Genomic DNA, 24,225 nt, shown 5'->3' on the forward strand with positions numbered 1-24,225 from the left:
GGCGAGATCCGCCATCCACGTCTCGATCGTTTCCACCCACCCTCTTCGGAAGCCGATACGGCGCCGCGAGCCACGCTGGCCACTCCCTCCCCCCACGTGGTAGACCAGACACTGCCATGGAAGGAGCACAGATATGGCCACCTACAAGATCGGCTACCTCGTCGGGAGCCTCGCCAGCAATTCGATCAACCGGGTCCTCGCCCAGGCGCTGATGAAGGTCGCGCCTGACGACCTGGAGTTCACGGAGATTCCCATCCGGGACCTCCCCCTGTACAGCTCGGACTACGACTCCGACTACCCGCCGGCCGGGCGAGCACTGAAGGATGCGATCGAGGCCTCCGACGGCATCCTCATCGTGTCGCCTGAATACAACCGGTCCATCCCCGGCGGTTTGAAGAACGCCATCGACTGGGGATCCCGGCCGTGGGGGACCAACTCATTCGCGCGGAAGCCGACGGGGATCATCGGCGCCTCTCCCGGCGGCATCGGCACGGCCGTCATGCAGTCGTCCATGCGCGGCGTGCTGAGCTTCCTCGACGCCCCGCAACTGAATGCGCCGGAAGCATACATCCGGTTCGACCCTGATGCCTACGGACCGAACGGCGAGGTGAAAGACGAGGCAACGGAGGCGTTCCTGCGGCACTACATGGACGAGTACGGAGCGTTCGTCGAGCGGGTGCTCTCGGTCGGCCCCGGGCACATCGGCGACGACCACCCGGACTCCCGGAAGTAGGGCGTGCGGCCAGAATCATGACGAACCTGGACGTGGATCCGGCTGAGATCCTTTGCGCGGAGAGCGTTCCCGCACCCGTCGCCGAGTTGCTCGCTCCTCGCGACGTGCCGCTGGGCGGGCTGCGCGCGATGACCGTCCGGCGCACCCTGCCCCAGCGCGAGCGGAGCCTCATCGGCGCATGGTGCTTCCTGGACCACTACGGCCCCGACCGGGTCTCGGAGTCCGGCGGCATGCGGGTGGCCCGGCATCCGCACACCGGGCTGGCCACCGTGAGCCTGTTGTTCACCGGCGGGATCGCCCACCGCGACTCGACGGGAACGGCGGCACTGGTGCGGCCCGGCGAGGTCAACCTCATGATCGCCGGTCGGGGGATCTCCCACCAGGAGTTCTCCACGTCCGACACGACCATCCTGCACGGTGTGCAGCTCTGGTATGCCCTGCCGGATGCGACACGCCACATGCCCCCGGCCTTCGAGCACTACGCCCCCGAGCCGGTCCTCGGCGAGGGAACGGCGCTGCGCGTCTTCCTCGGCTCGCTGGCCGGCTCCACCTCGCCGGTTCAGACGTACACGCCGCCGCTCGTGGCCGCCGAGGCGATCCTCGAGCCGGGTGCCCGGTTGCGCCTCGAGCTGGACCCGGCCTTCGAGCACGGCGTGCTGCTGGACAGCGGAGACCTGGGGCTCAACGGGTCAGCCGTGCCGCCCGGCCATCTCGCGTACCTGCCTGTCGGGCAACGGTCACTCGCGCTCGAGGCCGGACCCGACCGGGTGCGGCTGATCCTGATCGGCGGGGAACCGCTGAATGAGCAGATCGTGATGTGGTGGAACTTCGTCGGGCGCAGCCACGAGGAGGTGGTGGCCTACCGAGCCGAATGGCAGGCGGAGATCGGTCTGGAGCCGGCCTCCGCATCCGCCGGCGTGACCGACGATGGCCGCGCACGTCGCGGGCGTTTCGGCCCGTATCCCGAGGGCCAGCCCTCGCCGATCCCGGCGCCGGTCATGCCCAGCGTGCGGCTTCGCCCCCGAGGCGCGGATTCGGCGTTCGGAGGGCCTCCGAAAAACAAGCGCTGATCAGCGTTCGGAACAATCCCGACCGCCGGCGCCATGATTTCCTCGACGGCGACGAGGTGATCGCTGCGCCCCGAGCTCCCCGCTGCCGTGTCCCGGGCGTAGCGGTCACACGCTCAGCGGCGCTTCCCTTTCACGATCGCGTTCGCGCGTCGCCCTCAGACGGCGACCGATCAGCGCGTTGGCGAGCCCGGCGAGGAGGGTGATGGCCGCGGCGATGATCGGGAGCAGCAACGCCGCCTCCGTTCCGAAGCGCTGGGCAACTTCGCCGGTGACGGCGGCGCCGATCGACTGCCCGACGATCACGGCGGACCCGAGGATCGTCATGACGGTCGCCGAGCGCCCCGCCGGGCTGCGATCCGCCGCGAAGCTGTACTGGGTGACGAGTGTCGGGCCGATGCCGACACCCATCACGGCCAGCGCCGCCATCATGCCACCCACGGAGTGCACGAACAGCAGCGAGAGGGCGCCAATGAGGATCACGGTGGTGAAAACCAGCCAGCGCGCCGCACGCGTGAACCGTTCCGGGAACAGGGCAACGCCGAGGGCGAAGCCGGCAGAGCCGATGCCCATCACCCCGTAGAGCAGCCCGGCCTCCTCGGGCGCGCCCCGATCGGCCATGAACGAGGTGAGCGAGGTGAGCATGGCGCCGAAGAACAGGCCAACACCCAGGATGCCGACGACGACCACGACGAGCGCGGGCCGGAACAATTCGCGGACCGGAGCGACGGCATCCGTTCGGCCGGAACCGGGCCGGGTCGCACGGCCGGACGGGTGCAGCGCGAACGCCGTGACGAACACGAGCGTGAAGATCGCCGCGCCCACAAGCGGCGCCCACGGGGCGATGACCGAGGCGAGCAGGCCGACGATGAACGGCCCGATGATGAACACGGTCTCGTCAGCGGCAGACTCGTACGCCATGGTCGAGTTGAGCACGCGTTGGTGCCGGTCGGCGGCGAGCCGATGACGGATGAGAGACACCAGCCGGGAGCGCGACAGCGGCGCCACCTGCGGTGCGGTGGCTCCGATCAGGTACGCCGTCGCGAGCAGGGCGAGGTCGGGCAGGCCGCTGTAGGACACCCACGCGAACGCGGCCAGCAGGAGCCCGTTGGCCGTGGCGACCACAAGGAGCACGACGCGCTGGCCGAACCGGTCGGATGCCGCGCCGAGCAGCGGGCCGAAGCAGGCGGTGCCGAGGCCGACCGCGGCGGAGGTGAGCCCGCCGAGGGAGATCGATCCGCGCGCGGCCACCACGAGAGTGAGCACGCCGACGACCATCATCGCGAACGGCAGCCTGGCGATGAACGCGATCAGGAAGTAGGGGAAGCCCGCCAGCCGCAGAAGGCTGGGGGTGGCTGCATTGTTTCCGGTCATGACCTCTGTGCACGTCCGCGAGCGCGGGGGTTGGGTGCCGCCGTGGTCCGCCGGCGAGGCCGGCAGCCGGTAGATACACGAATCTGATGAATGCGGTGACGCCGTGTGGCTGCGTCACCGCCAGTCTACGCGAGCACGACCGTGGAGCGGTCTTTTCCAGCGCGTTTGGATTCGTACATCGCATTGTCGGCGAGCCGCACCAGTTGGTCGCCCGTCACCGGCGCATTCCCCTCCGAGGGCCGGTACACGCAGATTCCGACGCTCGCCGACAGCGGGAACGACGAGCCCATGCCCTCCAGCGGCTGCGCGATGTCCTCGCGCGCCCGGTCGGCGATGGCCCGGGCATCGTCCTCGTCGATGTCTTCGCAGATGATGAGGAACTCGTCGCCGCCCAGCCGCCCCACGGTCTCCTCGGCACGAACGACGCGCGACAACCGGTCGCTGATCTGCCGCAGCACCTGATCGCCGTACTGGTGCCCGAGTGAATCGTTGATCGCCTTGAACCCGTCGAGGTCGACGAAGATCACGGCGATCGGCCGGCCATGTCTCACGCTCCCGCTGAGGACCTGCTCGAGTCGGGATTGGAGGGCGGAACGGTTGGGCAGGCCGGTCAGGACGTCGTGCAGCGACTGGTGCCGGACCTGCTGCTGCAGCCTGATCCGTTGCAGCACAGCGGATGCCTGGTCGCACAGCGCAGTGAGGAGCTTGCGCACGCTGTCGTCGAGGGTGCGCGTGCGGCCGAAGTGGCACACGAGCACACCCCTGACGGCCTCGTCCTCGACCAGGGGAACGACGCACAACGACTCGACCTTGGCGTCGAACAGGGCGTCCACCGCGGCCGGGAACCGGCGACGGATGGCGACCGGAGACGCACAGACCACGGCGTCCGCAGCACGGACCGCTTCGGCTTCCGGGCACAGGCCGGCCAGGTCGATGCGAGCGGCGACCGGGTGCTCGCCGGCCACGAGCTCAAGCTCGCCGGGATTCCGCACCAGGAGAACGCTCGTGTTCGTCGCATCCGTTGCCGATTGGGCCGCGGCGGCCAGTCCTGCCCCGAGGTCCTCCTCGGTCATGGCGGACGCGAACACCCGGGCGGCGCCCTCGAGCACTTTCAAACGGGCCAGCGAGCGGTCTGCGCTCCTGCGGGCCTCGAGCAGGTCACGCTCGTAATCCTGTCTCGCCGTCGCGTCGAACACGGCCGTGTGGACGATGGACGACGCATCCGTTGTCACCAGCGTCGAATTGACGAACACCGCGAGCTTCGACCCGTCAGGGCGCACCAGCTCGAGGGCCATCTCCCGCACCTGGCCGTGAAGCCGCAGAAGCGGCATGAAGCGGGTTTCGAAGAAGAGCTTGCTGCCGTTGCTGAGATGTTCCATGAAGTAGGTGTCGACGATGTGTTCGTGCCGACTGCCGATGAGTTCCAGGAACGTGTCGTTGACAGAGTTCACCGCGCCATCGACCGTCATGGACAGCAGTCCGCACGGCGCCCGATGGAACAGGTCGCGCCACCGGTCTTCGTTCATGCCAGGAAGCGACGGATGTGGCCGAGAAGCTCCTCGGGGCTCGACAGGTGGGCGTAGTGTCCGCCGGCGTCGAGCACCGCCAGTTCGCTGCCGGGGATCTGCGCGCGAATGTACTCCCCGACAGCGACCGGAGCAACGACGTCGTCGGTGGACTGCAGGATCAGGGTGGGCGTCGTCACCTCACGGAGATGGTGGCGCATGTCGGAGAGGAAGGTGACTCGCGCGAAGTGGCGTGCGACCGCGTTGTCGGTCTGCGCGAAGCTGTCGTTGAGTTCCTGCGTGAGTTCCGGACGATCGGCGTTGCCCATGAAGACGGGCGACATCGTCTCGGCCCAGCTGAGGTAGTTGGCGTCAAGGGCGTCCAGGAGCGCATCGATGTCCTCCGCCTCGAAGCCGCCGGGATAGTCGCCGTCATTGACGTACCGGGGAGAGGCTCCCACGAGAATAAGCGCCTTGAACCGATCGGGTTCTTCGATCGCCGCGAGCACGCCGATCATCGCACTGACGGAATGGCCGACATAGACGACGTCGCAAAGATCCAACTCGCGGATGATCTCGAGCAGGTCGGCCGCGTAGCCGTGCAGTGAGTCGTACTTGGATCGGTCGTACGCCGACAGGTCCGAGGCGCCGGACCCGACAAGGTCGAACAGCACGACGCGGTGGTCGTCGGCGAAGTCCGGGGCCACGAGCCGCCACATGTTCTGGCTGGAGCCGTACCCGTGGGCGAAGACCATGGCGGGCGAACGCTCATCGCCCAGCTGGGTCACGTTGTTGCGCTCGAGAACGTCGGCGACAGCGGCGGCGCCGATCACCGTGACACAGCCGAATTGAGCTTCATTCTGGTTATCTTTTCACACGTGCAGAGCGGCGCCCGCACCTGTGATACGGCGCGTCGTGTCGCATCAGAACCCATCGATTTCGATCTTGGTCATCGCGAGCATCTTCTGGTAGGCATCCGGCCGTTGCATCAAGTCCGCCATGTTCGCCGGCACGATCTGCCAGCTGACACCGAAGCGGTCCTTGCACCAGCCGCACTGCTCCGCCTCCGGCACGCTCGACAAGGCCTCCCAGAGCCGGTCGATCTCCGCCTGATCCTCACAGGCCACGGCGAGGGACACACCCTCGGTGAAACTGAAGTCCTGTTCGGCTCCCGAGTCCATCGCCGCGAACCACTGGTTCTCGAGCATGAAGTCGGAGAACATGACCGCGCCTGCCGAAGCCGGGCCGGTCTGCTCCGGATACTCGGCCACGGTTCCGGTTCGAGAGCTCGGGAAGACCGACGTGTAGAACTCTCTGGCCTCCGCCGCGCGATTCTGGGCGGCTCCGCAGAACATCAGGCTCGGGATGACGAACGGGCGTTGCTCCCCGCCCGGGTTGGTCATCATCAGCTGCCAATTCACCCCGTACCGGTCCTGGACCCAGCCGTATCGGGCGCTGAACGGGTATTCCCCCAGCGCCATCAGCTCCTGCCCACCGGCGGACAATGCGGCCCAGAGCCGGTCGAGGCTCCCCCGGGCGTCATCCTCCACCAATGGATCGAAGTTCAGCATGAATGAGATCGCCGGATTTATCGGGAACTCCGGCCCGGCGTTGATCAAGGTGATGACCAGACCGCCCAGGTCGACGTCGACCGCGAGTGGCTTGCCTGCCATCTCCTTCTGGAAGTCGGGCAGGTTCTCGGTCGGGTAATGCACGGTCGACACCACGCGTCCGTGCGGGAACGCATCGGCATAGAACTCAGCCGCTTCAGCTGCGTCACCGTTGAACCAGAGGTTGGGCGTGATCGTCTGCATGATGAACTCCCGGGTAGGCACCGTTGCCACAGCCAGTTTACGATCCGGTGGGGGTCGGCTGGCAAGGATTTCGACCTGGATTCGCGTCCGCCGCGGCCTCTAGAATGGACGCATGCTCATCGAGGCCGACAGACTCTAGCCGCTGTTCCGACGGCGGCCCGTTCCGCTCCCCGCGCGCCCTTCAGCTCTCAGCTGGTGCGCTCTCCGACGCCCGGTCATCCATCCGTGCGGTGTCATCCATCGGGGCTGCGATGGTTCGGGTCGCACCCACTTACGATGACCGCCCGCTCGGGCACAGGAAGAAGCATGTCCTCCACCAGATCAACCATCACGTTCAATGACGTCTCCTTTGAGTGGGCCGACGGCACCGTGGCCCTTGAGCACCTCTCCGGCAGCCTCAACCAAGGACGAACGGGCCTCGTCGGCGACAACGGCGCCGGCAAGAGCACCCTGCTCCGCCTCGTCGCCGGCCTCCTCACCCCGACCTCCGGCCACGTGGTCACCACGGGCGACGTCGGGTACCTGCCACAGACGATCACCCTTGAGCGGGACGCGTCCGTCGCCGATCTCCTCGGGATCAGCGGCACGCTCGCCGCGCTGCGGGCGATCGAGTCCGGCGACGTCGACGCCCGTCACTTCGACGCGGTGGGCGACGACTGGGAAATCGAGACCCGGGTCGACGAGGCCCTCGGCGAGATCGGGTTCGGTGCCGGTGAGCTCGACCGCCGAGTCGGGGAGCTCTCCGGCGGCGAGGCGATGCTGATCGCCATCGCGGGGCTTCGCATCCGTCGCAGCCCGATCACCCTGCTCGATGAACCCACCAACAACCTCGCGCGTGAGGCGCGGGAGAAGTTGGCCGGTCTCGTGGCGTCGTGGCCCGGCACCCTCGTGATCGTCAGCCACGACACCGAGCTGCTCGACCGCATGGACCAGACCGCCGAACTCCATTCCGGACGCCTCACCCTGTTCGGCGGCCCGTACAGTGCGTGGCAGGAGCACCTCGAGCTGGAGCAGGGGGCGGCCGTGCAGGCGGCGCGCACGGCCGAGCAGACCCTGAAGGCCGAGAAACGGCAGCGCATCGAGGCGGAGGCGAAGCTCGCCCGGCGCGAGCGCACCGGTCGCAAGGCGCAACTCAGCGGCGGGATACCGCGGATCGTGGCAGGGAATCTCGCGCGGAAGGCGCAGGCGTCCGCTGGTTCGATGCGCACCAGCCTGGACGCAAGAACGGATGCCGCACAGGCGGCCCTCGACGCGGCCGACGCCCGGGTGCGCGACGATGAGGCCATCCACCTCACGCTCCCCGACCCGGAGGTGCCGCGCAGCCGGCGCATCGCGGAGCTGCGCGGGACGAACCGCACCGTCGTCATCCAGGGACCCGAACGCGTGGCGCTCGTCGGCGCGAACGGCGTTGGAAAGACGACCCTGCTCGAGGACCTGCGTCTCCGGCGGGAGTCGCCCGGCGGCCGCGTGGGCGGCCGACTCTTCGTCGACCATGTGGGCTACCTCCCCCAGCGCCTCGACGGTCTCGACGAGCACGCGAGCGCCGTCGGCAACATCCACGCCGTCGCATCCGGCATGACAACCGGCGAGATCCGCAACCAGCTGGCCCGCCTGCTGCTGCGCGGCGACTCCGTCGAGCGGCCCGTGTCCACGCTCTCCGGCGGCCAGCGGTTCCGCGTCTGCCTGGCCCGGCTGCTGCTCGCCGAACCGCCCGCGCAGCTGCTGGTCTTCGACGAACCCACCAACAATCTCGACATCCGCACCGTGAACCAGCTCGTCGATGCGCTTCGGGACTACCGGGGTGCGCTCCTGGTGGTCAGCCACGATTATGCGTTCCTGACTCGGCTGGGACTCGATGTGGTGCTCGAGCTCGGTAGCGACGGCACCCTCGACGACGTGCCCGGCTTGCCCGTGTAGCGGGCAATCGGCCGACCGCTACTTAGAAGTACAAGTCCGGTCGACGGTCCGACAGCACGTCGTTGAGGGGGCCGATACGAGTGCGCGATCGTGGGATCGCGATCGTCGCGTCCACCCGGCCCTGGGCGTCGGTCGAACCGACCGGCCACCCGTCCGCGATGATGCTCGTCCCTTGCGTCCAGACATTGCCGCGTTCGCTGCCGGACCGATCGCAGCAGACGATGGGTATCGCCGACGACCGGGAAGCGGCCATCGCTTGCACGACTTCTGGCGGCCGCTCCCCGTCTGGACGCGGGACGAGGGGCCAATTCGTCGGAACGACGAGGATGTCGGCCCCGCGGAGCGCGAGCGAACGCGGCATCTCGGGGAACTCGAGGTCATAGCAGATCAACACACCGAGGCGCCCGAGGCCCGTCTCGACCACCGGGGGCCGATCCGGACCCGGGACGAAGAGGTTCTGTTCCGCATCCCACAAGTGGGTCTTCCGATAGACGGCGATAACGCCGCCCGCATCGACGACGACGGCGCTGTTGTACAGCACGCCAGCGGCGTTCTCACAGAACCCGACCACGACAACTGCATCCGCCGGCAGCAGCGACGCCCATCGATCGAGGACGGGATCGTCAGCGGACAGGGCGACCGACAGCGCTTCTGCCTTGTCGCGCAGGTAGTACCCGCTTGTCGACAGTTCGGGCAGGACGAGAAGTTGCACCCCGTCCGCTACCGCTGCGACGATTGCCCGTTCAATGAGGTCGAGGTTGTGTGCCAACTCACCGATGCGAGGCGAGAGTTGCTCCGCCCGCACACGGATGGAGCGCTCCTCTCCCTCGGGATCGCCCTCAGCCACACCGTTCACGACCATGGCAGGAGCCTACGACGCGATCCCAGCCAGTGGAGCCGCCGAGAGGCGGTCCAGCCGCATGGTCGCCGTGGCACTGTGGGCCGCCATGCCTTCGGAGTCGGAGATGACCTGTACGGCGTGGGCCAGCTGGGGAGTGGCGTCCTCCGCTATCCGCTGGTAGGTGAGGGGCTTCAGGAAGCGGGAGACGGAGAGGCCCGCGCTGTGCTTTGCACCGCCAGCCGTCGGAAGCACGTGGTTCGTTCCCGCCATGCCCTTGTCTGAATAGGCGACGGTGCTCCAGCGGCCGAGGAAGATGGAGCCGTAGTTCCGAAGCTCCTGGTGGTACCAGTCGTCGTCGGTCGTCTGCACCTCAAGGTGCTCGGGGGCAAGGTCATCCATCAGGGCGACCGCCGTCGCGCGGTCGGCTGCGACGGTGACCGAGCCGAAGTCACGCCAGGCAGCGCCTGCGATCGAGGCCGTCGGAAGAGTGCTGAGCTGCTCCTCAACGGCGACAAGGACGTCCCTGCCCAGTGCCTCCGACGTCGTGACGAGTGCCGCCGGGGAGTTGGGCCCATGTTCGGCCTGTCCGAGCAGATCGGCGGCCACGAGTTCCGGGTCGGCAGATTCGTCGGCGATGACGGCGACCTCGGAGGGGCCCGCAAGCAGGTCGATGGCCGCCACCCCGAAAAGCTGTCGCTTGGCTTCCGCAACGTATGCGTTGCCCGCGCCGACCAGCATGTCGACGGGAAGCTCACCGAGCAGCCCGAACGCCATCGCCGCGAGCGCCTGCACGCCGCCAACCACAAAGACGCGGTCCACTCCGGAAACATGAGCCGCATACGTCACGGCATCATTGGCTCCCCCGCTTGGCTGCGGAGGGCTGCATGCGATGACAGTCGGAACACCGGCAGCTTTGGCGACACCGACGGTCATGAATGCACTGGCCGTGAGGGGGAACCGGCCGGCAGGCAGGTAGGCGCCCACCCGGGACACGGGAACGTATCGGGCGCCGGTTACCAGTCCCGGGATGAGCTCCACCTCGAAATCCTGGAGATGCGAGCGCTGTTCAAGCGCGAACGCCCGGGTACGAGCAGCGCCTAGTTCGATGGCTTCGCGGAGGTCAGGAGCAAGACGGTCGCCGCTGGAAGCGATACGTGAACCGCCCAGTTCGATGTCGCCACCTGCCCAGCCGTCGAGCTTCTTCGCGTAGTCGAGAACCGCGTCCATGCCGCGTCTCTCGATGTCGAGAAGCATCCTGCTCACCGTCTCGACAACGGCGGGGTCTCGCTGGGCGGCCGGGGCACTGACGGCCGGCACTTTCAGGTGCCGGTACGAGCCGGAGAGTCGGTTCAGAAGGTTGGGAGTAAAGAGCATGGCGCGAGCTTATGTCGCCGTCGCTTCCCTCGGCAAGACCGATGCTTCCTATGTGAGTCATAGGATAGAGCTATGACAATCACCCAATTGCGAGCTTTTCTACTCGCGGCAACGCTGGGGACGTTCACTGCGGCCGCTGATGCGCTCGGAACGACGCAGCCGACAGTGTCTGAGCTGGTACGAAAGCTCGAGATCGAGAACGGCCTTGCTCTCTTTATCCGAGCGGGGCGCCGGTTGGTGCTCACGGCGGCCGGCAAGGAGCTACTGACATGGGCGCAACGGGTCGTCGCAGGGATCGACGGCGCAGAACAGTCAATGAGCGCTCTCCGAGGAATCACGGGCGGAGTCGCCTCTTTCGGCGTCCTTCGCAATGCCTCGTATTACTTCCTTTCCGACTTGGCAGAGCGCTTTCATCGCGAGCACCCGGGGGTCCGCACCCGCCTGGTCGGTCAGAATTCGTATGAAGTAGCGGAGGGAGTTCGTTCCGGTGAGCTGGAAGCGGGCCTCGCTATGCTGCCGATCCCTGACGAAGGCCTGCGCATCACCCCCCTCCTCCGCGACGAGGTTCTTTGGGCCAGTGCGAACCCGGCCCGGACGACGCGTCCGATGACAATCGAATCGATTCCCGACGCGCCTCTCATCCTCTACGACGCACACTACGGCTGGAACGACCCGACCCGGCGACAGCTGGCGGACCGCGCGCAGGTCGTCGGCGTGCGTCTGGATCCGATGATCGAAGTCGAGAACGTCGAGTCCGCCCTCGGATTGGTCGCTCGCGGCATCGGCGACACCATTGTGTCCCGATCAGTGGCGGAGAGTTCCGTCTTTCCGGCCGGCATTTCGACCGTGCCGTTCGCGGAGCCATTCCACGAGACCATCGCACTCCTGGTACGAGAAAACGTGGCGTTGTCCCCCGTGACGAGCGAACTCGTGCGGATGGCAACCGGCATGTTGTTGGGTTCACGCGACGGGGCAGCCAGCGCAGTATAGGTTGCGACTATAGAGAGGATAGGCAGACATAGCCTTGTGCGATAAGAAGCGGAACGCTTATCGTCGTCAACCAAGCCAGCCGCCCGAGCCGACAACGACGTCGTTCATGTCGTTCACACCACCTCGACGTGTGCTGCTTGCCACGATCCGCCTCTAGGAGTGCCATGAACCTGACACACAGCATTGAGAATGACGCAGCAACCCACGTCGAGAGGGTCGAGTCCCGATCGATCGATTGGGTTCCCCTGACCGCCAGGCACGGAAAGCCCTGGTCGCTCTTCCCGCTGTGGTTCATGTCGAACGCCAACGTGACCACCCTTGCCACCGGCATGCTGGGTGCAGCGCTCGGCGCGACGCTGCTGACCTCGCTGCTGGCGATCGTGATCGGCGTGGCAGTCGGAACGGTCTTCACTGCGTTCCATTCCGCACAGGGCCCCCAATTGGGCCTCCCGCAGATGATCCAGTCGCGGGCTCAGTTCGGCTATCGCGGGGTCATTGTGATCTGCGCGGTCGTGGTGTTCAGCCTCGTCGGCTTCAACATGTTCAACCAGATGCTTGCCTCGGACGTGCTGGTGATGACCACGGGCGTGGACGCCAGCGCTCTGTGGTATGTCGTCGTGAGTGGCCTTGCCGTGCTTCTCGCCATATTCGGCTACCACTGGATCCACGCCACTCAGCGATGGCTCACCCTCCTCTTCCTCGTGACGTTCGGGGTCTTCACCGTCGCGGCTCTTTTCGTGGTGCCCCTGGATGCCTCCCAGCTGTCGTTCGCGAACTTCAACTGGGTCGCGTTCCTCGTGCAGTTCGGCGGTGCCGCTGCCTACGCCCTCGGATGGGCGCCCTACGTGTCCGACTATTCGCGATACCTTCCCCCACAGACCAGCCCCACGAAGGCTCTCGGCTACACCTATGGGGGCGTCTTCGCCGGCGCCGTCTGGCTCATGGCACTCGGCGCGCTCATCGCAGCCTCGTTCTCCGGAACGTCGCCGTTGGACGGCGTCCGTGCCGCCGCCGACGCCATCATCCCGGGCGCCGGCATCTGGCTTCTCATTGCCGCGTTGCCCGGCCTCATCAGCGTCATCACGATCAACATCTACGCGGCTGCTCTCGAGCTCATCACCATCCTCGACTCGATCCGGCCCGTCGTACCGACCCGAACGGTCAGGATCGTCGCCTGCCTCGTGATCGCCCTTGCCGCGATCGTCGGCTCCCTGGTCAGCACGGGCGAATTCCTGAGCAACTTCGGCAGTTTCCTCGTCATCCTGCTTTACGTGCTGGTCCCATGGACCTCCGTCAACCTCGTCGACTACTACTTTGTTCGGCGAGGCCACTACGCCATTCGGGAGATCTTCTACCGACGGGGCATTTACGGCGACTGGGGCTGGCGCGGTCTGACCGCCTACGCCATCGGCATCGTTGCGATGGTTCCCTTCGTCGTCACCGTTTGGTATACGGGTCCGATTGCGCAAGCGCTCGGTGGGGCCGACATCGCGCTCTTCATCGGGCTGGCTGCTTCCGCATTGGCGTACCTGCTCCTTGCTCGAAGCATCGACCTGGAAGCCGAGCAGCGGACCGCGCTCGCCGGCAAGACAGAATTCGGTGAAGAGGCAGTGCAGTTCGTCCGCGGCAACCGCACGCCGAACCTAACGACGTAGTACCGAGAACGTCCCGAATCGCAACGACTCTGCTCAGGCCTTGAGCGCAGCGAGCACGTTGCCGGCGGGATCTTTGAACCAGGCGATGTCCGGCCCCCGGCCCCGCATGATCCCCTTCTCGTCGGTGCCCATGCCGGGCGGAAAATCGGAGTCGTCGTAGATCGTGGTCTTCACACCCAGCTCGTTCAGACCATCGACCGCGACCTCGACGTCGTCCACGATGAAATTGATGATCGTGAACGTGGCCGGCTCGTGATTGGGCTTGGCGTAGAGGAGCACCTGGGCCCCGCCCGGGAGGGTCACCATGACCGTTCCCATCTCGCCGTCGTCGACCGTCAGGCCGAGCGTCCCGCCGTAGAAACCCTTGGCGGCATCGATGTCGTCCACGCTGAAAGCGCTGACGGCGTGGGTGGGTGTGAACATGGCCGGCCTCCTCGCGGGCTCAGGAACTCTGATCATCCTCCAGCGGGTTTCCGAAGACGGCAAGACCGCAGTACGGCTGGAATGCGGTCGAACCGGTCATCGCGACATCCGCTACGCGCCGACGACGCAGTCGCGACCGGCGCCCTTGGCTGCGTAGAGCGCCGCATCCGCCGCCGCGATGGCTCCATGGTCGGGGGCGGCGTGACCCACTCCGACCGAAACGGTCACCGTCAGCCCCTTGGCGACTTGGCCCCATCGGGCCCTGCGCACGGCGTCGTGGAACCGCGTCGCGACCTCATGGGCAACGTCCCCATCTCCGAAGACAAGCAAGACGAACTCGTCGCCGCCATATCGCACCGCGATGTCATCGGCGCGGCAGTGCGTGCGGAGGAGAACAGCGATACGCCGCAGCACCTCGTCGCCGACGTCGTGTGAGAATCGGTCATTCACGTGCTTGAAATCGTCGACGTCGACGAACAGGGCCGAGAACGTGTCGCCCTTGTTCTCCATCGCGTTGGTCATCATGTGCCGGTTGCCCAGGCCCGTCAGCGGGTCGAGCAGCGCGGCTTCGCCCATGCGGCTGGTCTCCGCCGTCAGGGCCCGCACCTGATTGCGGGTCTGCAACGACGTGAACCGGCCGTCGCGCTCGACCCACACCCTCTCAAGCGCTTCCCGGGAGAGTCGTTTCCACAGGTCGACGGCCGGATGCTCACCATGCTCGGCCGTTTCGAGATCGGCAAGCGCCTCCACTGCAGCCGCCGCCCACATCTCCCGACTCGCCCGGTCAGCCGTTTGCGCGGCCGCCGTCAACTGCCGGCGAGCTTCGGCGAAGTCACCGGACACCGTCGCTGCCTCGCCGAGGACAAGGCGTGCGAGGTGGGTCTCCACGAGGTCGTCGCGGAGCGGGAAGATGCCCATGACTTCGTTGACCCGAGCCGCAGCGAGCTCGGTGTAGCCGAGTCGACTGAAGGCGTAGGCCTCGAAGACGGCCGCTCGGGCGAACATCTCCTCGTTGCCCGCCAGGGTAGCGATCCTTCCCATTTGCAGCCCCTGCTCGGCGCACCGGACCAGATGTGGTCGCGCTTCCTTGTCACGCCCCACAAGGAGGAGCGTCGTCGCCCAGAAGGCCGAGAGAAGGGCCCGCTCCTGAACCACCAGGAGGTCGATGTCCACGTCCTCGCCAAGCCGGATCGCTGCCATCAATTCGTCAGCCTGCTCGAACAGGAAGACGGCGCGCAGGGCTACCGCAACGGCGGTGCTGGCGGAGAGGTGGGTGTAGCTGCCGCGCTGTGCGACCGAGACAAGCCAGCTTGCCTCGGCGAGGGCGTCCATGGCCCGGCTGACCTCCTTCGCCTGCGCAGACGCCTCGGCTAGGAGCGCCAGCGCTTTTGCGCGCCACATCGAATCAGGGCGCTCCCCTTCGAGCTCGTCGAGCAAGTCCATCGCAACCGTCACGGCGTCATGATGCCGACCCAGCTCCTGTAGGGCGACGCCCTCGATGTAGCACAGGAACCGGGTTGTGATGCTGTCGCCCGCACTCCTGGTCGCAGGCTTCCAGACTCGGCACGATTGCACCGATCGCTCCGAGAATCCGGCGAGATACAGCTGGTGAGCACGATCGGCGAGAGCGTCGAACGGCCCGAATTCGGCGATGGGTACCAGCCCGGCGCCCAGCGTATCCGGGTGATCTTCGCGCGTGACGAGCTCCGTATGGGTGGTTCCACGTTGCATGGCGATCACCATCCGAGAGCCCCATTCATACGATCCACTCCCCAAAACGCAGGGTCGGATTCATCTTCACGCGCCGGTGGCCACCGGCCCACGCGGCCCGTAGCATCCGTAGCTTCACCCTATGTACAGCGGAACTGAAAGCTACGGACAGAACAGGGTTTCTACTCCAGAACTGGGGGTGAGACGCGCACTCAGTCGATCGCCGCCATGACGGCGAACAACGTCGAAACGGCGACGGCGACGAAGATCGCAATGAGGATCGCGTTCGTGAGGATCGGGCGGCGTTCCCACCACGCCAGGTTGCCGCCAAGAGAGCGTCGGAATTCGGGCCACGTCATCGCCGGTTCGATGTACCGAACAGGAACAGAGAAGTACTCGACCACCCGATCGAAATCGGCCGCGTGCCACAGCTGCCCGCGAAGTCGCAGGAGTCGTCGGCCCTCCGCATCGAGCATGAACAGCTGGCGCGACACGTCCTCCCCGTAGGAGTCGACAAGTTTGACAACCATGACGGTGGCGATCGCCTCGACGGGGGTGAAGGCCATCCGGCTGAAATACTCGCGCTCCCGGATGCCGTCGGGCGCCAGCAGCACGCCGGCGGCCTTCAACCGCTGCGCGACCACGGCGAAGGCCAGCACGAGTACAGCGTGCGCCACAGCGAACGGAACCCACGTTCCGGTGGGAATGGTGAGGAAATACAGTGTGAAGAAGAGAGGAATGGTGAGGGCCCCGAATGTCATCCATGCACCCAGCCAGAGGATGCGCTTGGGCCGGAACAACTCGCACTCCTCGCCGTCGGTCAGCAACCGACTGCCCAGCTCGTCCCGCAGCCTGTCGATGTCCGGCACGGTGCGCTTCAGGAGCGGGAACAAGGTCGCGCGCCAACTACTCATTCGTCAACAGATTCCGTCATACCAGGCTCTCCCCCATTCACCGTGCCAGGCATGCCGCTTTCACCGCATGCCTGAGCATCCCCATTTCTTCGATTATCCTCCAGCCGCTCCGGGGGAATACGGCGCAGGCTTCGGAAGTTGCGTAGAACGATGCGTTTGCATTGATTTTCAGCGATAGGAGATGGATGCCATGGCACTCCTCGAACTCGGTCTCGATACCTTCGGTGACGTCACCGTCGACCACAACGGCGAGCGCCTCAGCGATGCGCAGGTCATCCGCAACACGATCGCGCAGGCGGTGCGTGCCGACAGTGTTGGCGTCGACTTCATCGGCATCGGGGAGCACCACCGCAACGATTTCGCCATCTCCGCACCCGACATGGTGCTGGCCGCGGTCGCCGGCCAGACTGCGCGCATCCGTCTTGGAACGGCCGTCACCGTGTTGTCGTCGGACGACCCGATCCGCGTGTTCGAGCGGTTCTCCACTCTCGACGCGGCGAGCAGCGGCCGCGCCGAGGTCATTCTGGGCCGCGGCTCGTTCACCGAATCCTTCCCGCTGTTCGGTTTCGACCTGGCTGACTACGAGACGCTGTTCACCGAGAAGCTGGACCTGTTCGTGAAGGCGCTCAGGGAGCAGCCCATCACGTGGTCGGGCAGCTACCGCACGCCCCTGGTCGACCAGGACGTCTTTCCCAAGACGGAGTCCGGGCGTCTGAAGGCCTGGATCGGGGTCGGCGGCTCGCCGGAGTCCGTCGTGCGGTCGGTGCGCTCCGGCATCCCGATGATGCTGGCGATCATCGGTGGCGACCCGCGCCGGTTCCTGCCGTATGTGGAGCTGTACAAGCGCGCGGCCGACCAGCTGGGGGTGCCGCCGATGCCCCTCGGAGCACACTCCCCCGGCCACATCGCCGCCACCGACGACCAGGCCCGCGAGGAACTGTGGCCGCACTTCAAGGCCAACCGGGACCGTATCGGCGCCGAGCGGGGCTGGCCACCGGTCACGGAGTCGGAGTATCTGAACGAGATCGAGCTCGGCTCGCTCTACGTCGGCTCGCCCGAAACGGTCGCCCAGCGCATAGCGGCCACCGCGCAGGCGCTCGGCCTGGACCGCTTCGACCTCAAGTACGCCAGCGGACCGATGCCTCACGAGCAGCTGATGGCGAGCATCGAGCTGTACGGCACGCGGGTGATCCCGCGTGTGCGCGAGCTGCTGGCCTAGCCTATTTTCGCCGTCGCGACGGCCGCGAGCCGGTCGATCGACGCGAGCAGGCGGTCCCGTGTGGTCGCCGCGGCCCGTTTGAGGCGCTTCTCGTCGGTGAGCTTCGTCCAGTCGTAGGTGTGCGTCACGACGGTGCGGTCCTGGCCCTCGGGAAGCAGTTCCCAGCGCCAGACGTGCCCGATGGGGTGGCCGCCCGGCTCTGCAGGCATCCATGCGATGCGTCGCTGCTCGTCGAATTCCACGACGTGGTTCTCGCGAACGGCTCCGTCACCCGTCAGCACCATCGTGAAGACATCGCCGACCTGGTGCACGCGCTGGCCCGGGTCCGCGTGCGCCAGGTTGTCGTTACCGTCCCAGCTGGGCTGCTTCGCCGGGTCGGCGATCAGCTCGAAGATGACATCGGCGGGCGCGTCGATGGTGCGGCTGGCGCTGGCGACGCGCTGGGCGTCATCCGTTGCTGTCATGCCGGCCTCGCTCATTCGGCGCACAGGCAGAACGGATGCCCCGCCGGATCGAGAAAGACACGGAACGAAATGCCCGGCTGCACCTCCGCCTTGGTCGCGCCCCGCTCAAGCACCGCGGCTTCGGCGACATCGAGGTCGGGCACCACCAGGTCGAAGTGCATCTGCTGTGGCACGGTCTGACCCGGCCACTCCGGTGCCCGGTAGTCGTCGACCTGCTGGAACGAGATGCAGGTGCTTCCGTCTTCGGGGCGGATATCCACCCAGCCGTCCTCGACGGTGAGCTTCCAGTCGAGGACGTCGCCGTAGAACGCGGCGAGCGCACGGGCGTCAGGACAGTCGAGGACAACGGTGGGAGATGCTGCGATAGCCATGTCAGGCAAAGTATCAGCGCGGGGTGCACCTCTTCAAGCGCCAGGTCGGCCCCTGCGCAGCCAGGCGTTGACGGTACAGCGTTCAAGGGTCAGGTCATCGGTCGTGCCCTGGCAGTCCGACGATGCGAAAGCATCCTCCGCGCAGCGGTAGTGCTCGACGATGACCAGGCGCTGGGTGGCGCGGGTGAGGGCCACGTACAGGCGGGCGAGGTCCGCGCGCCCTGCGCTCGTGGATGCACCCGGTTCAACCAGAAGCACCGTGTCGAACTCGAGCCCTTTACTTTCCTCAGCATGCTGCGCGTGGCCGAGCCCGAACCTCAGTCCGGTACTCCGGCCCGACGCGGGACAGCGAAGACCGCGAACACGGCGAGCGCGGCGAGGATCAGGGTCAGGGCGCCGAAGGCCTTGGGGTACGCCTCGACGAGCCCGCCGACGGTGGTGAGATCCCCGCCGACCGCGGTCAGTACGGCGACGCCGAGCGCAGCACCCACCTCGTGGCCCGTCATCATGACGCCGGAAGCGAGGCCGGCCTCCTCACCGCGGATGCCGCTCATGGCGGCAACCGAGATCGCGACGAACAGCGGGCCGACGCCGAGCCCGAGCACGATGAAGCCGGGCAGCACACCGGTGAGGTAGTCCGACGTGGCGCCGGCATGAACGAGGAGGGCCGCGCCGACGGCTGTGATGCCCAGTCCGCCCGTCATCATCAGGCGGGGACTGATCGTGCCGAGGAGTTTTCCTGAGACGGCCGCCGCGAGCGTGATGACGAGCGCAAGCGGCAGGAACTGCAGACCGGTGATGATGGCCGAACCACCGAGAACCCGTTGCAGGAAGAGCGAATTCAGGAAGATCGAGCCGACGACGGCACCGGTCACGCCGGCCATGACAGCCGTGGAGGCGACGAGGGAGCGGATGCGCCACACGTGCGGCGGCACGAGGGGCGCCGCCCCGCGTCGTTCGATCAGGGCGAAGGCCACCAGGAGGACGACGGCCGCGGCGAGCGCTGCGAACGTGAGCGGGTCGCTCCAGCCTTGTGCACCGGCGTGCTGGATGCCGAACACCAGTGCGATCAGGCCGAGCACGGCGGTGACGGCGCCACCAAGGTCAAGGCGACGGATGCTGGTCAGCACGGTGATCCCGGCCGGGACCCGGAGGATCGCGAGCAGCCCCACCGCGACCCCGATCGGCACGTTGATGAAGAACACTCCCCGCCAGCCGAGGGTGGCGGTCAGGGCGCCCCCGAAGAGGACGCCGGCGGCGATGCCCATGCTGCCGATCGTTCCCCAGACCGCGAGCGCCGTGGCCCGCTGGCGTCCGGCGTAGGTGGTCATGACGATCGCCAACGCGGCCGGAGTCAGCATGGCGGCCCCCATACCCTGGGCGGCACGGGAAACGATGAGCATCGCCGGCGACGCCGCGAGCCCGCTCACGAGCGACGCGGTCGTAAAGAGCGTCAACCCGATCAGGAACATGCGTCGGCGGTCGATCAGGTCGGCGAGACGGCCGCCGAGCAGCAGCAGTCCGCCGCTGAGTAGAACGTAGGCGCTCACCGTCCACCCGTAGTCGGCGGTGGTGAACGAGAGGGACGTGCCGATGCTCGGCAGCGCGACGTTCACGACACTGACATCGAGGATCACCATGAACTGGGCGAGGAGCATGAGCCCGAGCACCAGCCAGGGCCGTCTCTCAGGCTCGGCGCCGGTCTGCCCGGCTGGGGCGATCGGTAGGGGGTGATGTGACGCGGACATGACGGCTCCTTTGAGGTTTGGGGGTGTGATGCCGGCTTCAGGTTGCTCCGACGAGCGAGCTTGCGGCACCGGGAGAATTGCCGGGCTTAGTTGCGGTCGCCGGCGGCAGGAATCACGGTGGGGAGCGACGCGAGCTGGTCGCGGATCCTGTCGGTCGCCTCCGTGCCGGCGGTTCGCCGTGCCACCTCCAGTGCCAGGTCGACGGCGGAGGCGGCGTCGGCGGCGGTCGCACAGATACCGTCGATGTGTGCTCGCGCCTGAACCGGGAGGGCGCCGAGGCGCTCGATCTCCTCACGCAGGCAGTCGTGGGAGGTCGCCACTCCGCGGCCGTGCAGTACGCCGGCGGCCGCGAGGATCAGCGAACCCTCCCCCACGCCGAACACCCACGTCGCGGTATGACTGGCTGACCGGAGCCACCGATGTACCGACCCGTTGCCCATGTGCCGGTGCCGGCCGGCGCCACCGGGCACCACGATGACATCCGGATGGGGAAGCTCGTCGAGAACCGCATCCGCGGTGAGGGCAAGTCGGCCGGTGTCGCACCTGACCTGCCCGATCCGCTCGTTCACGAAGGTCACCTGCGCCAGCGGGAGCCGGCTGAGGACCTCGTAAGGCACGACGGCCTCCAGGGCCGTGACCTGGTCGAAAATCAGTACTGCGATCTGCACAGTCCGATGCTGGCAACCACGGCGCGCACGCCGCACCGGCGGAATCGCCGGGTTGAGGTCACACGGCGTCCAGGTCGACCTGCAGCAGGCCGCCCCGGGAACTGATGCCCAGCTTCGTGAACACGTTGCGCAGGTGGAAGTCCACCGTTCGCGGGCTGACGAAGAGGCGAGCCGCCACGTCGCGGTTCGGCAGGCCTTGCTGTACCAGCCGGGCGACCTGCTGCTCCTGCGGCGTGAGCGGGTTTGCCGCCCGATCCTCCCTACGTCGGGAAGACTCCCCGGACGCCCGCAGCTCGTCACGGGCGCGCTCCGCCCACGGGCGGGCGCCCAGTTCCTCGAACGTCACCAGGGCTGAGCGCAGGTGCTCACGCGAATCCACCCGTCGTCGGGCGCGGCGCAGGAACTCGCCGAGAGCCAGCGCGGTGCGCGCTCGGTTGAAGGGGCGCATCCCCCGGTCGTGGTGTTCGAGCGCGCTGAGGAAGTGCCGCTCGGCCTCGCCGCCCTCGGCGAGCAGCGCTCTGCCGTGCTCGGCGGCCGCCGCGGCCCAGGCGGCGCCGGTGCCGGCAGCGTAGGCGGCGATGTCGTCGGTAGCTGCCTGGACGATGTCTCGCCGCCCGGCGCGCGCTGCCGTCTCGAGCCGGTCGAGCACGGCCGCGCGCGCGTTCTGGGGGTGGGAGATGCGGGTCAGGTGGTGAAGTGCTTCGTCCGCGTTGGCGGGAGCGAGGTGCACGGCACGCGCCCAGGCGAGCACGTCCTGGATCCCGGCGTCCAGGATGCCGGCGGGGTGGTCGATCGCGTGTCGTTCGACCTCGCGCAGGTCCCGGTCGAAGCCGTCCTCCCCCCGGAATGCCGAGAGAAGCAGGAGGGCGGCAAGCGGGAAGGTCTTCTGGTTGGGCTGGCTGGTGGCTTCGGCGAGGTTGAGTGCCTCGGATGCCGCGGAGGCGAGGTCGGTCCATCGGCCGGTGACGAGGTCGGGGAGGGACCGCCGGGTAAGCGCGTGCAGGATGTGGAAAGGTGAGGCATTCTGGCGGGCCTCGTCGAGCTCGATGTCGTGCCAGCGAAGCGCGGCGCTGTCGTCTCCCACCTGCACGGCGGCGATCGGGATGTTCGTGAGCAGGTCGGGAAATCTCAGGCCTTCGGCCGCGGCGAGGGCGCGGCGGAATTCCGCGGTCCCCGACGCCAGGTCTCCCTCAACGAGCCGCTGCATCGCCGTGAGCAGCGCCCCGAAGCAGACATCGTGCGCGTTGTCTTCATCTGCCACCGGCGGCACGAGCGTCAGCGGGTGGATCGCGATTCCGGAATCCGCGCCGAAGACAACCAGCGCCGTGGCGATCATCGCCATCTCCCGGGCGCGGCCCGGGTCGACGGGAGCGACGTCCCGGGCGGCACGGAGCAGGATTCCGTGGGAGACTCGCGCCGACCCGAAATTCATCTCGGCGATCGCGCGCAGCTTGTCGATGTCGGCCACGAGGATCGGCTCCTCCGCGCGCGGACGAGCCATCTGCGCCAGGGTGCGGGAGCGGTCCGGCTGCCCGGCCATCCACGCCGCGGCGGCCGCGGCGTACAGGCGGCGAGCAGCATCCTCCTGCCGGGCTGACAGCTCGGACGCACGCTCCCAGGCTGCCGACGCCGATTCGTGGCCGCCACCGGCTTGGGACCGCGACGCGATCGATTCCAGGAGCGCGGCAGTGGCCTCGTCAGGATGGTCCAGGCCGGCAGCCTGGTGCCAGGCAGCGCGGTCGTGGTCGCCGTGTGCCCCCAGCACCTCGGCAAGCGCGGCGTGCGCCCGGCGTCGCTCAACGCGGGATGCCGCAGCGTAGATCGCAGACCTCACCAGCGGGTGGCGCATTCGCAGCGCCCCGCCGCTCACCTGCAGCAGCCCCGATTGCTCCGCCAACTCACGGCCCTCGTCGCCGGTTCCGAGGTGCCGTGCGGCGCCGTCGACGACGTGGGTGTCGCCTGAGTCGTCTGCCGCCGCGATGACGAGGTACATTCTCCCCTCGGCGGGGACCCGGTCGTAGCGGTCCAGAAAGACCCGCTCGATGCCGTCTGTGAGGGGAAGGTGCGCGGGCAGCAGGGCCTCCCCCTCGAGCTGGGGCGCGGACAGCGCGGCGGGAATCTCGACCAGGGCGAGCGGATTCCCCTCGGCCCTGCGCAGCAACTGCTCCCGCACCGACGCCGGAACGACGGCATTCGCGTGGGCGAGGAGGAGTTTCTCCGCCGACTCGTCGTCGAGTCCTGCCAGCCGCCGCCCCGGCAGTTCGCCCGGGTCGAACCGGCGTGCGTCGCCGTCACGCGCCCCGAAGAGCATGGCCACGGGCTCGACCTGCACGCGTCGGGCGATGAAGAGCAAGGCGGCGGCGGACGCATCGTCGAGCCAGTGCGCATCGTCGATGACGCAGAGCACGGGCACCTCCTCCGCAGCGCCCACGAGAAGGCCCAGGGCGGCGAGGAAGACAAGGAAGCGCTCGTTGCCGGTCGCCGATCCGCTCCACTCGGCGAGCCCGAAGACTCCACGCAGCGCCTTGGCCTGAGGCTCGGGGAGCTCGTCGAGGCGGTCCAGAAGCGGAAGAAGAAGGCGGTGCAACGCGGCGAAGGCGAGTGGTGCCTCCGATTCGATGCCCTGTGTCCGTAGCACAGTGAACCCGTCGGTGGCGTCGGCGACGGCCGCGAGCAGGGCGGACTTGCCCACCCCCGCCTCCCCGTGAAGGACGAACGCGCCGCCGTGGCCGTCGCGCGCACGGTCGATGACCTCCCGGGCCAGGCCCAGCTCGGTGTCGCGTCCCAACAGCACCGGCCCAGTTTAGCCAGCGCGCCAATCCCGGCGATATCACCGGTGCCCTCCCCCTCGCCCATTTGAAGGATGGACATATCGACGCCGGGCCACCGAACCCGGAACCGCGAGGGAAGGGAAGAATCCGATGGAAACGCAGGGATCACGCGCCGGCATCCGCCGCGCGAGGCCCGAGGACGCGCCTGTGCTGCACGATCTCGTCATGGAGCTGGCCACCCACGAAGGGTCGGACCAGCAGGTGCGCGTGACGGCCGGCCGGTGGGGCGAGCTGCTGAATCGCGACGACGTCGTCGTTCTCCTCGCGGAGCACGACGGCGAGGTCGTCGGGTACGCGTCCCTGACCCGGCGCCTCAGCCTCTGGGAAGGGCGCGACATCCTGGCGCTGGACGACCTCTTCGTCAGGCCCGGTTTCCGGAGCGAGGGCCTCGGCGGCCGACTGATGACCGCCGTCGCCACGCTGGCGGCGGGCGACGACAGCACGGTGCAGTGGGGCGTCAAGCTCGGCAACGTCGACGGGCAACGCTTCTACACGCGCCTCGGAGCCACGCTCACCACGAAGATGATCGCGACGTGGACGCCGGAGGCCTACCGCCCCACCATTGACCCGACCCGCGCCCCTTGCGTCACCACCACGGTCCGGTGAG

22 protein-coding genes are annotated in these 24,225 nt (G+C 67.5%); 7 read left to right on the forward strand and 15 right to left on the reverse strand.

Translation table 11 applies throughout. The features are described from left to right. Positions 1-133: 133 nt before the first annotated feature. Both EEJ31_RS03010 and EEJ31_RS03015 read left to right on the forward strand, forming a co-directional pair. Complete coding sequence (locus EEJ31_RS03010; RefSeq protein ID WP_123044806.1) at positions 134-733, forward strand: NADPH-dependent FMN reductase; 600 nt, start codon at positions 134-136, stop codon at positions 731-733. Between the two features lie 17 nt (positions 734-750). Continuing rightward, positions 751-1,803: a pirin family protein gene (locus tag EEJ31_RS03015; protein ID WP_123044807.1), complete on the forward strand. Its 1,053-nt coding sequence runs from the start codon at positions 751-753 to the stop codon at positions 1,801-1,803. Positions 1,804-1,908: 105 nt separating this feature from the next. On the opposite strand, the gene EEJ31_RS03020 is transcribed toward EEJ31_RS03015, so the two are convergent. The 4 genes from EEJ31_RS03020 to EEJ31_RS03035 form a co-directional block, all read right to left on the reverse strand. Beyond that, positions 1,909-3,174 carry an MFS transporter gene (locus EEJ31_RS03020; protein WP_123044808.1) on the reverse strand — a complete coding sequence of 422 codons (1,266 nt, stop codon included), beginning with the start codon at positions 3,172-3,174 and terminating at the stop codon, positions 1,909-1,911. Between the two features lie 125 nt (positions 3,175-3,299). Continuing rightward, positions 3,300-4,700, reverse strand: coding sequence for a diguanylate cyclase domain-containing protein (locus EEJ31_RS03025; protein WP_123044809.1), 1,401 nt, complete (start codon positions 4,698-4,700; stop codon positions 3,300-3,302). Then, positions 4,697-5,512, reverse strand: coding sequence for an alpha/beta fold hydrolase (locus tag EEJ31_RS03030; RefSeq protein WP_233563699.1), 816 nt, complete (start codon positions 5,510-5,512; stop codon positions 4,697-4,699). The genes EEJ31_RS03025 and EEJ31_RS03030 overlap by 4 nt, the downstream gene beginning before the upstream one ends. Before the next feature lie 90 nt (positions 5,513-5,602). Next, positions 5,603-6,523, reverse strand: a complete 921-nt coding sequence (locus EEJ31_RS03035; RefSeq protein WP_325049330.1) for a VOC family protein — start codon at positions 6,521-6,523, stop codon at positions 5,603-5,605. Between the two features lie 276 nt (positions 6,524-6,799). Here EEJ31_RS03035 and EEJ31_RS03040 point away from each other — a divergent pair, with 276 nt between their 5' ends. After that, entirely contained in the window at positions 6,800-8,410 is a 1,611-nt protein-coding gene (locus tag EEJ31_RS03040) for an ABC-F family ATP-binding cassette domain-containing protein (RefSeq protein WP_123044810.1), read from the forward strand. 22 nt (positions 8,411-8,432) lie between these two features. Here EEJ31_RS03040 and EEJ31_RS03045 read toward each other — a convergent pair whose 3' ends face one another. Both EEJ31_RS03045 and hisD read right to left on the reverse strand, forming a co-directional pair. Then, complete coding sequence (locus tag EEJ31_RS03045) at positions 8,433-9,272, reverse strand: nitrilase-related carbon-nitrogen hydrolase (RefSeq protein WP_123044811.1); 840 nt, start codon at positions 9,270-9,272, stop codon at positions 8,433-8,435. 9 nt (positions 9,273-9,281) lie between these two features. After that, entirely contained in the window at positions 9,282-10,625 is a 1,344-nt protein-coding gene (gene hisD, locus EEJ31_RS03050) for a histidinol dehydrogenase (RefSeq protein ID WP_123044812.1), read from the reverse strand. 72 nt (positions 10,626-10,697) lie between these two features. Here hisD and EEJ31_RS03055 point away from each other — a divergent pair, with 72 nt between their 5' ends. Both EEJ31_RS03055 and EEJ31_RS03060 read left to right on the forward strand, forming a co-directional pair. Next, a complete protein-coding gene (locus tag EEJ31_RS03055; protein WP_123044813.1) occupies positions 10,698-11,615 on the forward strand; it encodes a LysR family transcriptional regulator in 918 nt (305 codons plus the stop codon). Between the two features lie 164 nt (positions 11,616-11,779). Next, on the forward strand, positions 11,780-13,270 hold the full coding sequence (locus EEJ31_RS03060) for a purine-cytosine permease family protein (RefSeq protein ID WP_123044814.1): 1,491 nt from the start codon (positions 11,780-11,782) through the stop codon (positions 13,268-13,270). Positions 13,271-13,303: 33 nt separating this feature from the next. Here the strand turns inward: EEJ31_RS03060 and EEJ31_RS03065 are convergent, their stop codons facing one another. The 3 genes from EEJ31_RS03065 to EEJ31_RS03075 all read right to left on the reverse strand — a co-directional run bounded on the left by EEJ31_RS03065 (position 13,304) and on the right by EEJ31_RS03075 (position 16,317). After that, entirely contained in the window at positions 13,304-13,693 is a 390-nt protein-coding gene (locus EEJ31_RS03065; protein ID WP_123044815.1) for a VOC family protein, read from the reverse strand. 111 nt (positions 13,694-13,804) lie between these two features. Beyond that, the gene (locus EEJ31_RS03070) at positions 13,805-15,436 is read right to left on the reverse strand and encodes a GGDEF domain-containing protein (protein WP_123044816.1); all 1,632 of its coding nucleotides are present in this window, start codon (positions 15,434-15,436) and stop codon (positions 13,805-13,807) included. Between the two features lie 179 nt (positions 15,437-15,615). Further along, positions 15,616-16,317, reverse strand: coding sequence for a hypothetical protein (locus EEJ31_RS03075; RefSeq protein WP_148040115.1), 702 nt, complete (start codon positions 16,315-16,317; stop codon positions 15,616-15,618). 190 nt (positions 16,318-16,507) lie between these two features. Between EEJ31_RS03075 and EEJ31_RS03080 the strand changes: the two genes are divergently transcribed. Continuing rightward, positions 16,508-17,536 carry an LLM class flavin-dependent oxidoreductase gene (locus EEJ31_RS03080; protein ID WP_123044876.1) on the forward strand — a complete coding sequence of 343 codons (1,029 nt, stop codon included), beginning with the start codon at positions 16,508-16,510 and terminating at the stop codon, positions 17,534-17,536. Here EEJ31_RS03080 and EEJ31_RS03085 read toward each other — a convergent pair. The 6 genes from EEJ31_RS03085 to EEJ31_RS03110 form a co-directional block, all read right to left on the reverse strand. After that, positions 17,533-18,000, reverse strand: a complete 468-nt coding sequence (locus EEJ31_RS03085) for an SRPBCC family protein (RefSeq protein WP_123044818.1) — start codon at positions 17,998-18,000, stop codon at positions 17,533-17,535. The genes EEJ31_RS03080 and EEJ31_RS03085 overlap by 4 nt on opposite strands. An 11-nt stretch (positions 18,001-18,011) precedes the next feature. Next, positions 18,012-18,371: a VOC family protein gene (locus tag EEJ31_RS03090; RefSeq protein ID WP_123044819.1), complete on the reverse strand. Its 360-nt coding sequence runs from the start codon at positions 18,369-18,371 to the stop codon at positions 18,012-18,014. 33 nt (positions 18,372-18,404) lie between these two features. After that, positions 18,405-18,692, reverse strand: coding sequence for an ATP-binding domain-containing protein (locus EEJ31_RS03095; RefSeq protein ID WP_123044820.1), 288 nt, complete (start codon positions 18,690-18,692; stop codon positions 18,405-18,407). Next, complete coding sequence (locus tag EEJ31_RS03100) at positions 18,689-20,119, reverse strand: MFS transporter (RefSeq protein WP_123044821.1); 1,431 nt, start codon at positions 20,117-20,119, stop codon at positions 18,689-18,691. Before EEJ31_RS03100 ends, EEJ31_RS03095 begins: the two co-directional genes overlap by 4 nt. A gap of 86 nt (positions 20,120-20,205) precedes the next feature. Then, on the reverse strand, positions 20,206-20,787 hold the full coding sequence (locus EEJ31_RS03105) for a DJ-1/PfpI family protein (protein WP_158603886.1): 582 nt from the start codon (positions 20,785-20,787) through the stop codon (positions 20,206-20,208). Positions 20,788-20,845: 58 nt separating this feature from the next. Next, positions 20,846-23,581, reverse strand: coding sequence for a helix-turn-helix transcriptional regulator (locus EEJ31_RS03110; RefSeq protein ID WP_123044823.1), 2,736 nt, complete (start codon positions 23,579-23,581; stop codon positions 20,846-20,848). A gap of 127 nt (positions 23,582-23,708) precedes the next feature. Here EEJ31_RS03110 and EEJ31_RS03115 point away from each other — a divergent pair, with 127 nt between their 5' ends. Next, positions 23,709-24,224: a GNAT family N-acetyltransferase gene (locus EEJ31_RS03115; RefSeq protein WP_123044824.1), complete on the forward strand. Its 516-nt coding sequence runs from the start codon at positions 23,709-23,711 to the stop codon at positions 24,222-24,224. Position 24,225 lies beyond the last annotated feature (1 nt).

The organism is Cryobacterium tepidiphilum (assembly GCF_003716325.1).
GTDB classification, from domain to species: Bacteria; Actinomycetota; Actinomycetes; order Actinomycetales; family Microbacteriaceae; genus Cryobacterium; species Cryobacterium tepidiphilum.

What these genes read in the sequence shown, in the direction of transcription:
- EEJ31_RS03085 (WP_123044818.1), bottom strand. Translation starts at nt 18,000, where the DNA reads ATGACAGCAACGGATGACGCCCAGCGCGTCGCCAGCGCCAGCCGCACC.
- EEJ31_RS03100 (WP_123044821.1), bottom strand. Translation starts at nt 20,119, where the DNA reads ATGTCCGCGTCACATCACCCCCTACCGATCGCCCCAGCCGGGCAGACC.
- EEJ31_RS03020 (WP_123044808.1), bottom strand. Translation starts at nt 3,174, where the DNA reads ATGACCGGAAACAATGCAGCCACCCCCAGCCTTCTGCGGCTGGCGGGC.
- EEJ31_RS03060 (WP_123044814.1), top strand. Translation starts at nt 11,780, where the DNA reads ATGAACCTGACACACAGCATTGAGAATGACGCAGCAACCCACGTCGAG.
- EEJ31_RS03080 (WP_123044876.1), top strand. Translation starts at nt 16,508, where the DNA reads ATGGCACTCCTCGAACTCGGTCTCGATACCTTCGGTGACGTCACCGTC.
- EEJ31_RS03065 (WP_123044815.1), bottom strand. Translation starts at nt 13,693, where the DNA reads ATGTTCACACCCACCCACGCCGTCAGCGCTTTCAGCGTGGACGACATC.
- EEJ31_RS03010 (WP_123044806.1), top strand. Translation starts at nt 134, where the DNA reads ATGGCCACCTACAAGATCGGCTACCTCGTCGGGAGCCTCGCCAGCAAT.
- EEJ31_RS03045 (WP_123044811.1), bottom strand. Translation starts at nt 9,272, where the DNA reads ATGGTCGTGAACGGTGTGGCTGAGGGCGATCCCGAGGGAGAGGAGCGC.
- EEJ31_RS03025 (WP_123044809.1), bottom strand. Translation starts at nt 4,700, where the DNA reads ATGAACGAAGACCGGTGGCGCGACCTGTTCCATCGGGCGCCGTGCGGA.
- EEJ31_RS03015 (WP_123044807.1), top strand. Translation starts at nt 751, where the DNA reads ATGACGAACCTGGACGTGGATCCGGCTGAGATCCTTTGCGCGGAGAGC.
- EEJ31_RS03070 (WP_123044816.1), bottom strand. Translation starts at nt 15,436, where the DNA reads ATGGTGATCGCCATGCAACGTGGAACCACCCATACGGAGCTCGTCACG.
- EEJ31_RS03040 (WP_123044810.1), top strand. Translation starts at nt 6,800, where the DNA reads ATGTCCTCCACCAGATCAACCATCACGTTCAATGACGTCTCCTTTGAG.
- EEJ31_RS03055 (WP_123044813.1), top strand. Translation starts at nt 10,698, where the DNA reads ATGACAATCACCCAATTGCGAGCTTTTCTACTCGCGGCAACGCTGGGG.
- EEJ31_RS03090 (WP_123044819.1), bottom strand. Translation starts at nt 18,371, where the DNA reads ATGGCTATCGCAGCATCTCCCACCGTTGTCCTCGACTGTCCTGACGCC.
- hisD (WP_123044812.1), bottom strand. Translation starts at nt 10,625, where the DNA reads ATGCTCTTTACTCCCAACCTTCTGAACCGACTCTCCGGCTCGTACCGG.
- EEJ31_RS03115 (WP_123044824.1), top strand. Translation starts at nt 23,709, where the DNA reads ATGGAAACGCAGGGATCACGCGCCGGCATCCGCCGCGCGAGGCCCGAG.
- EEJ31_RS03075 (WP_148040115.1), bottom strand. Translation starts at nt 16,317, where the DNA reads ATGAGTAGTTGGCGCGCGACCTTGTTCCCGCTCCTGAAGCGCACCGTG.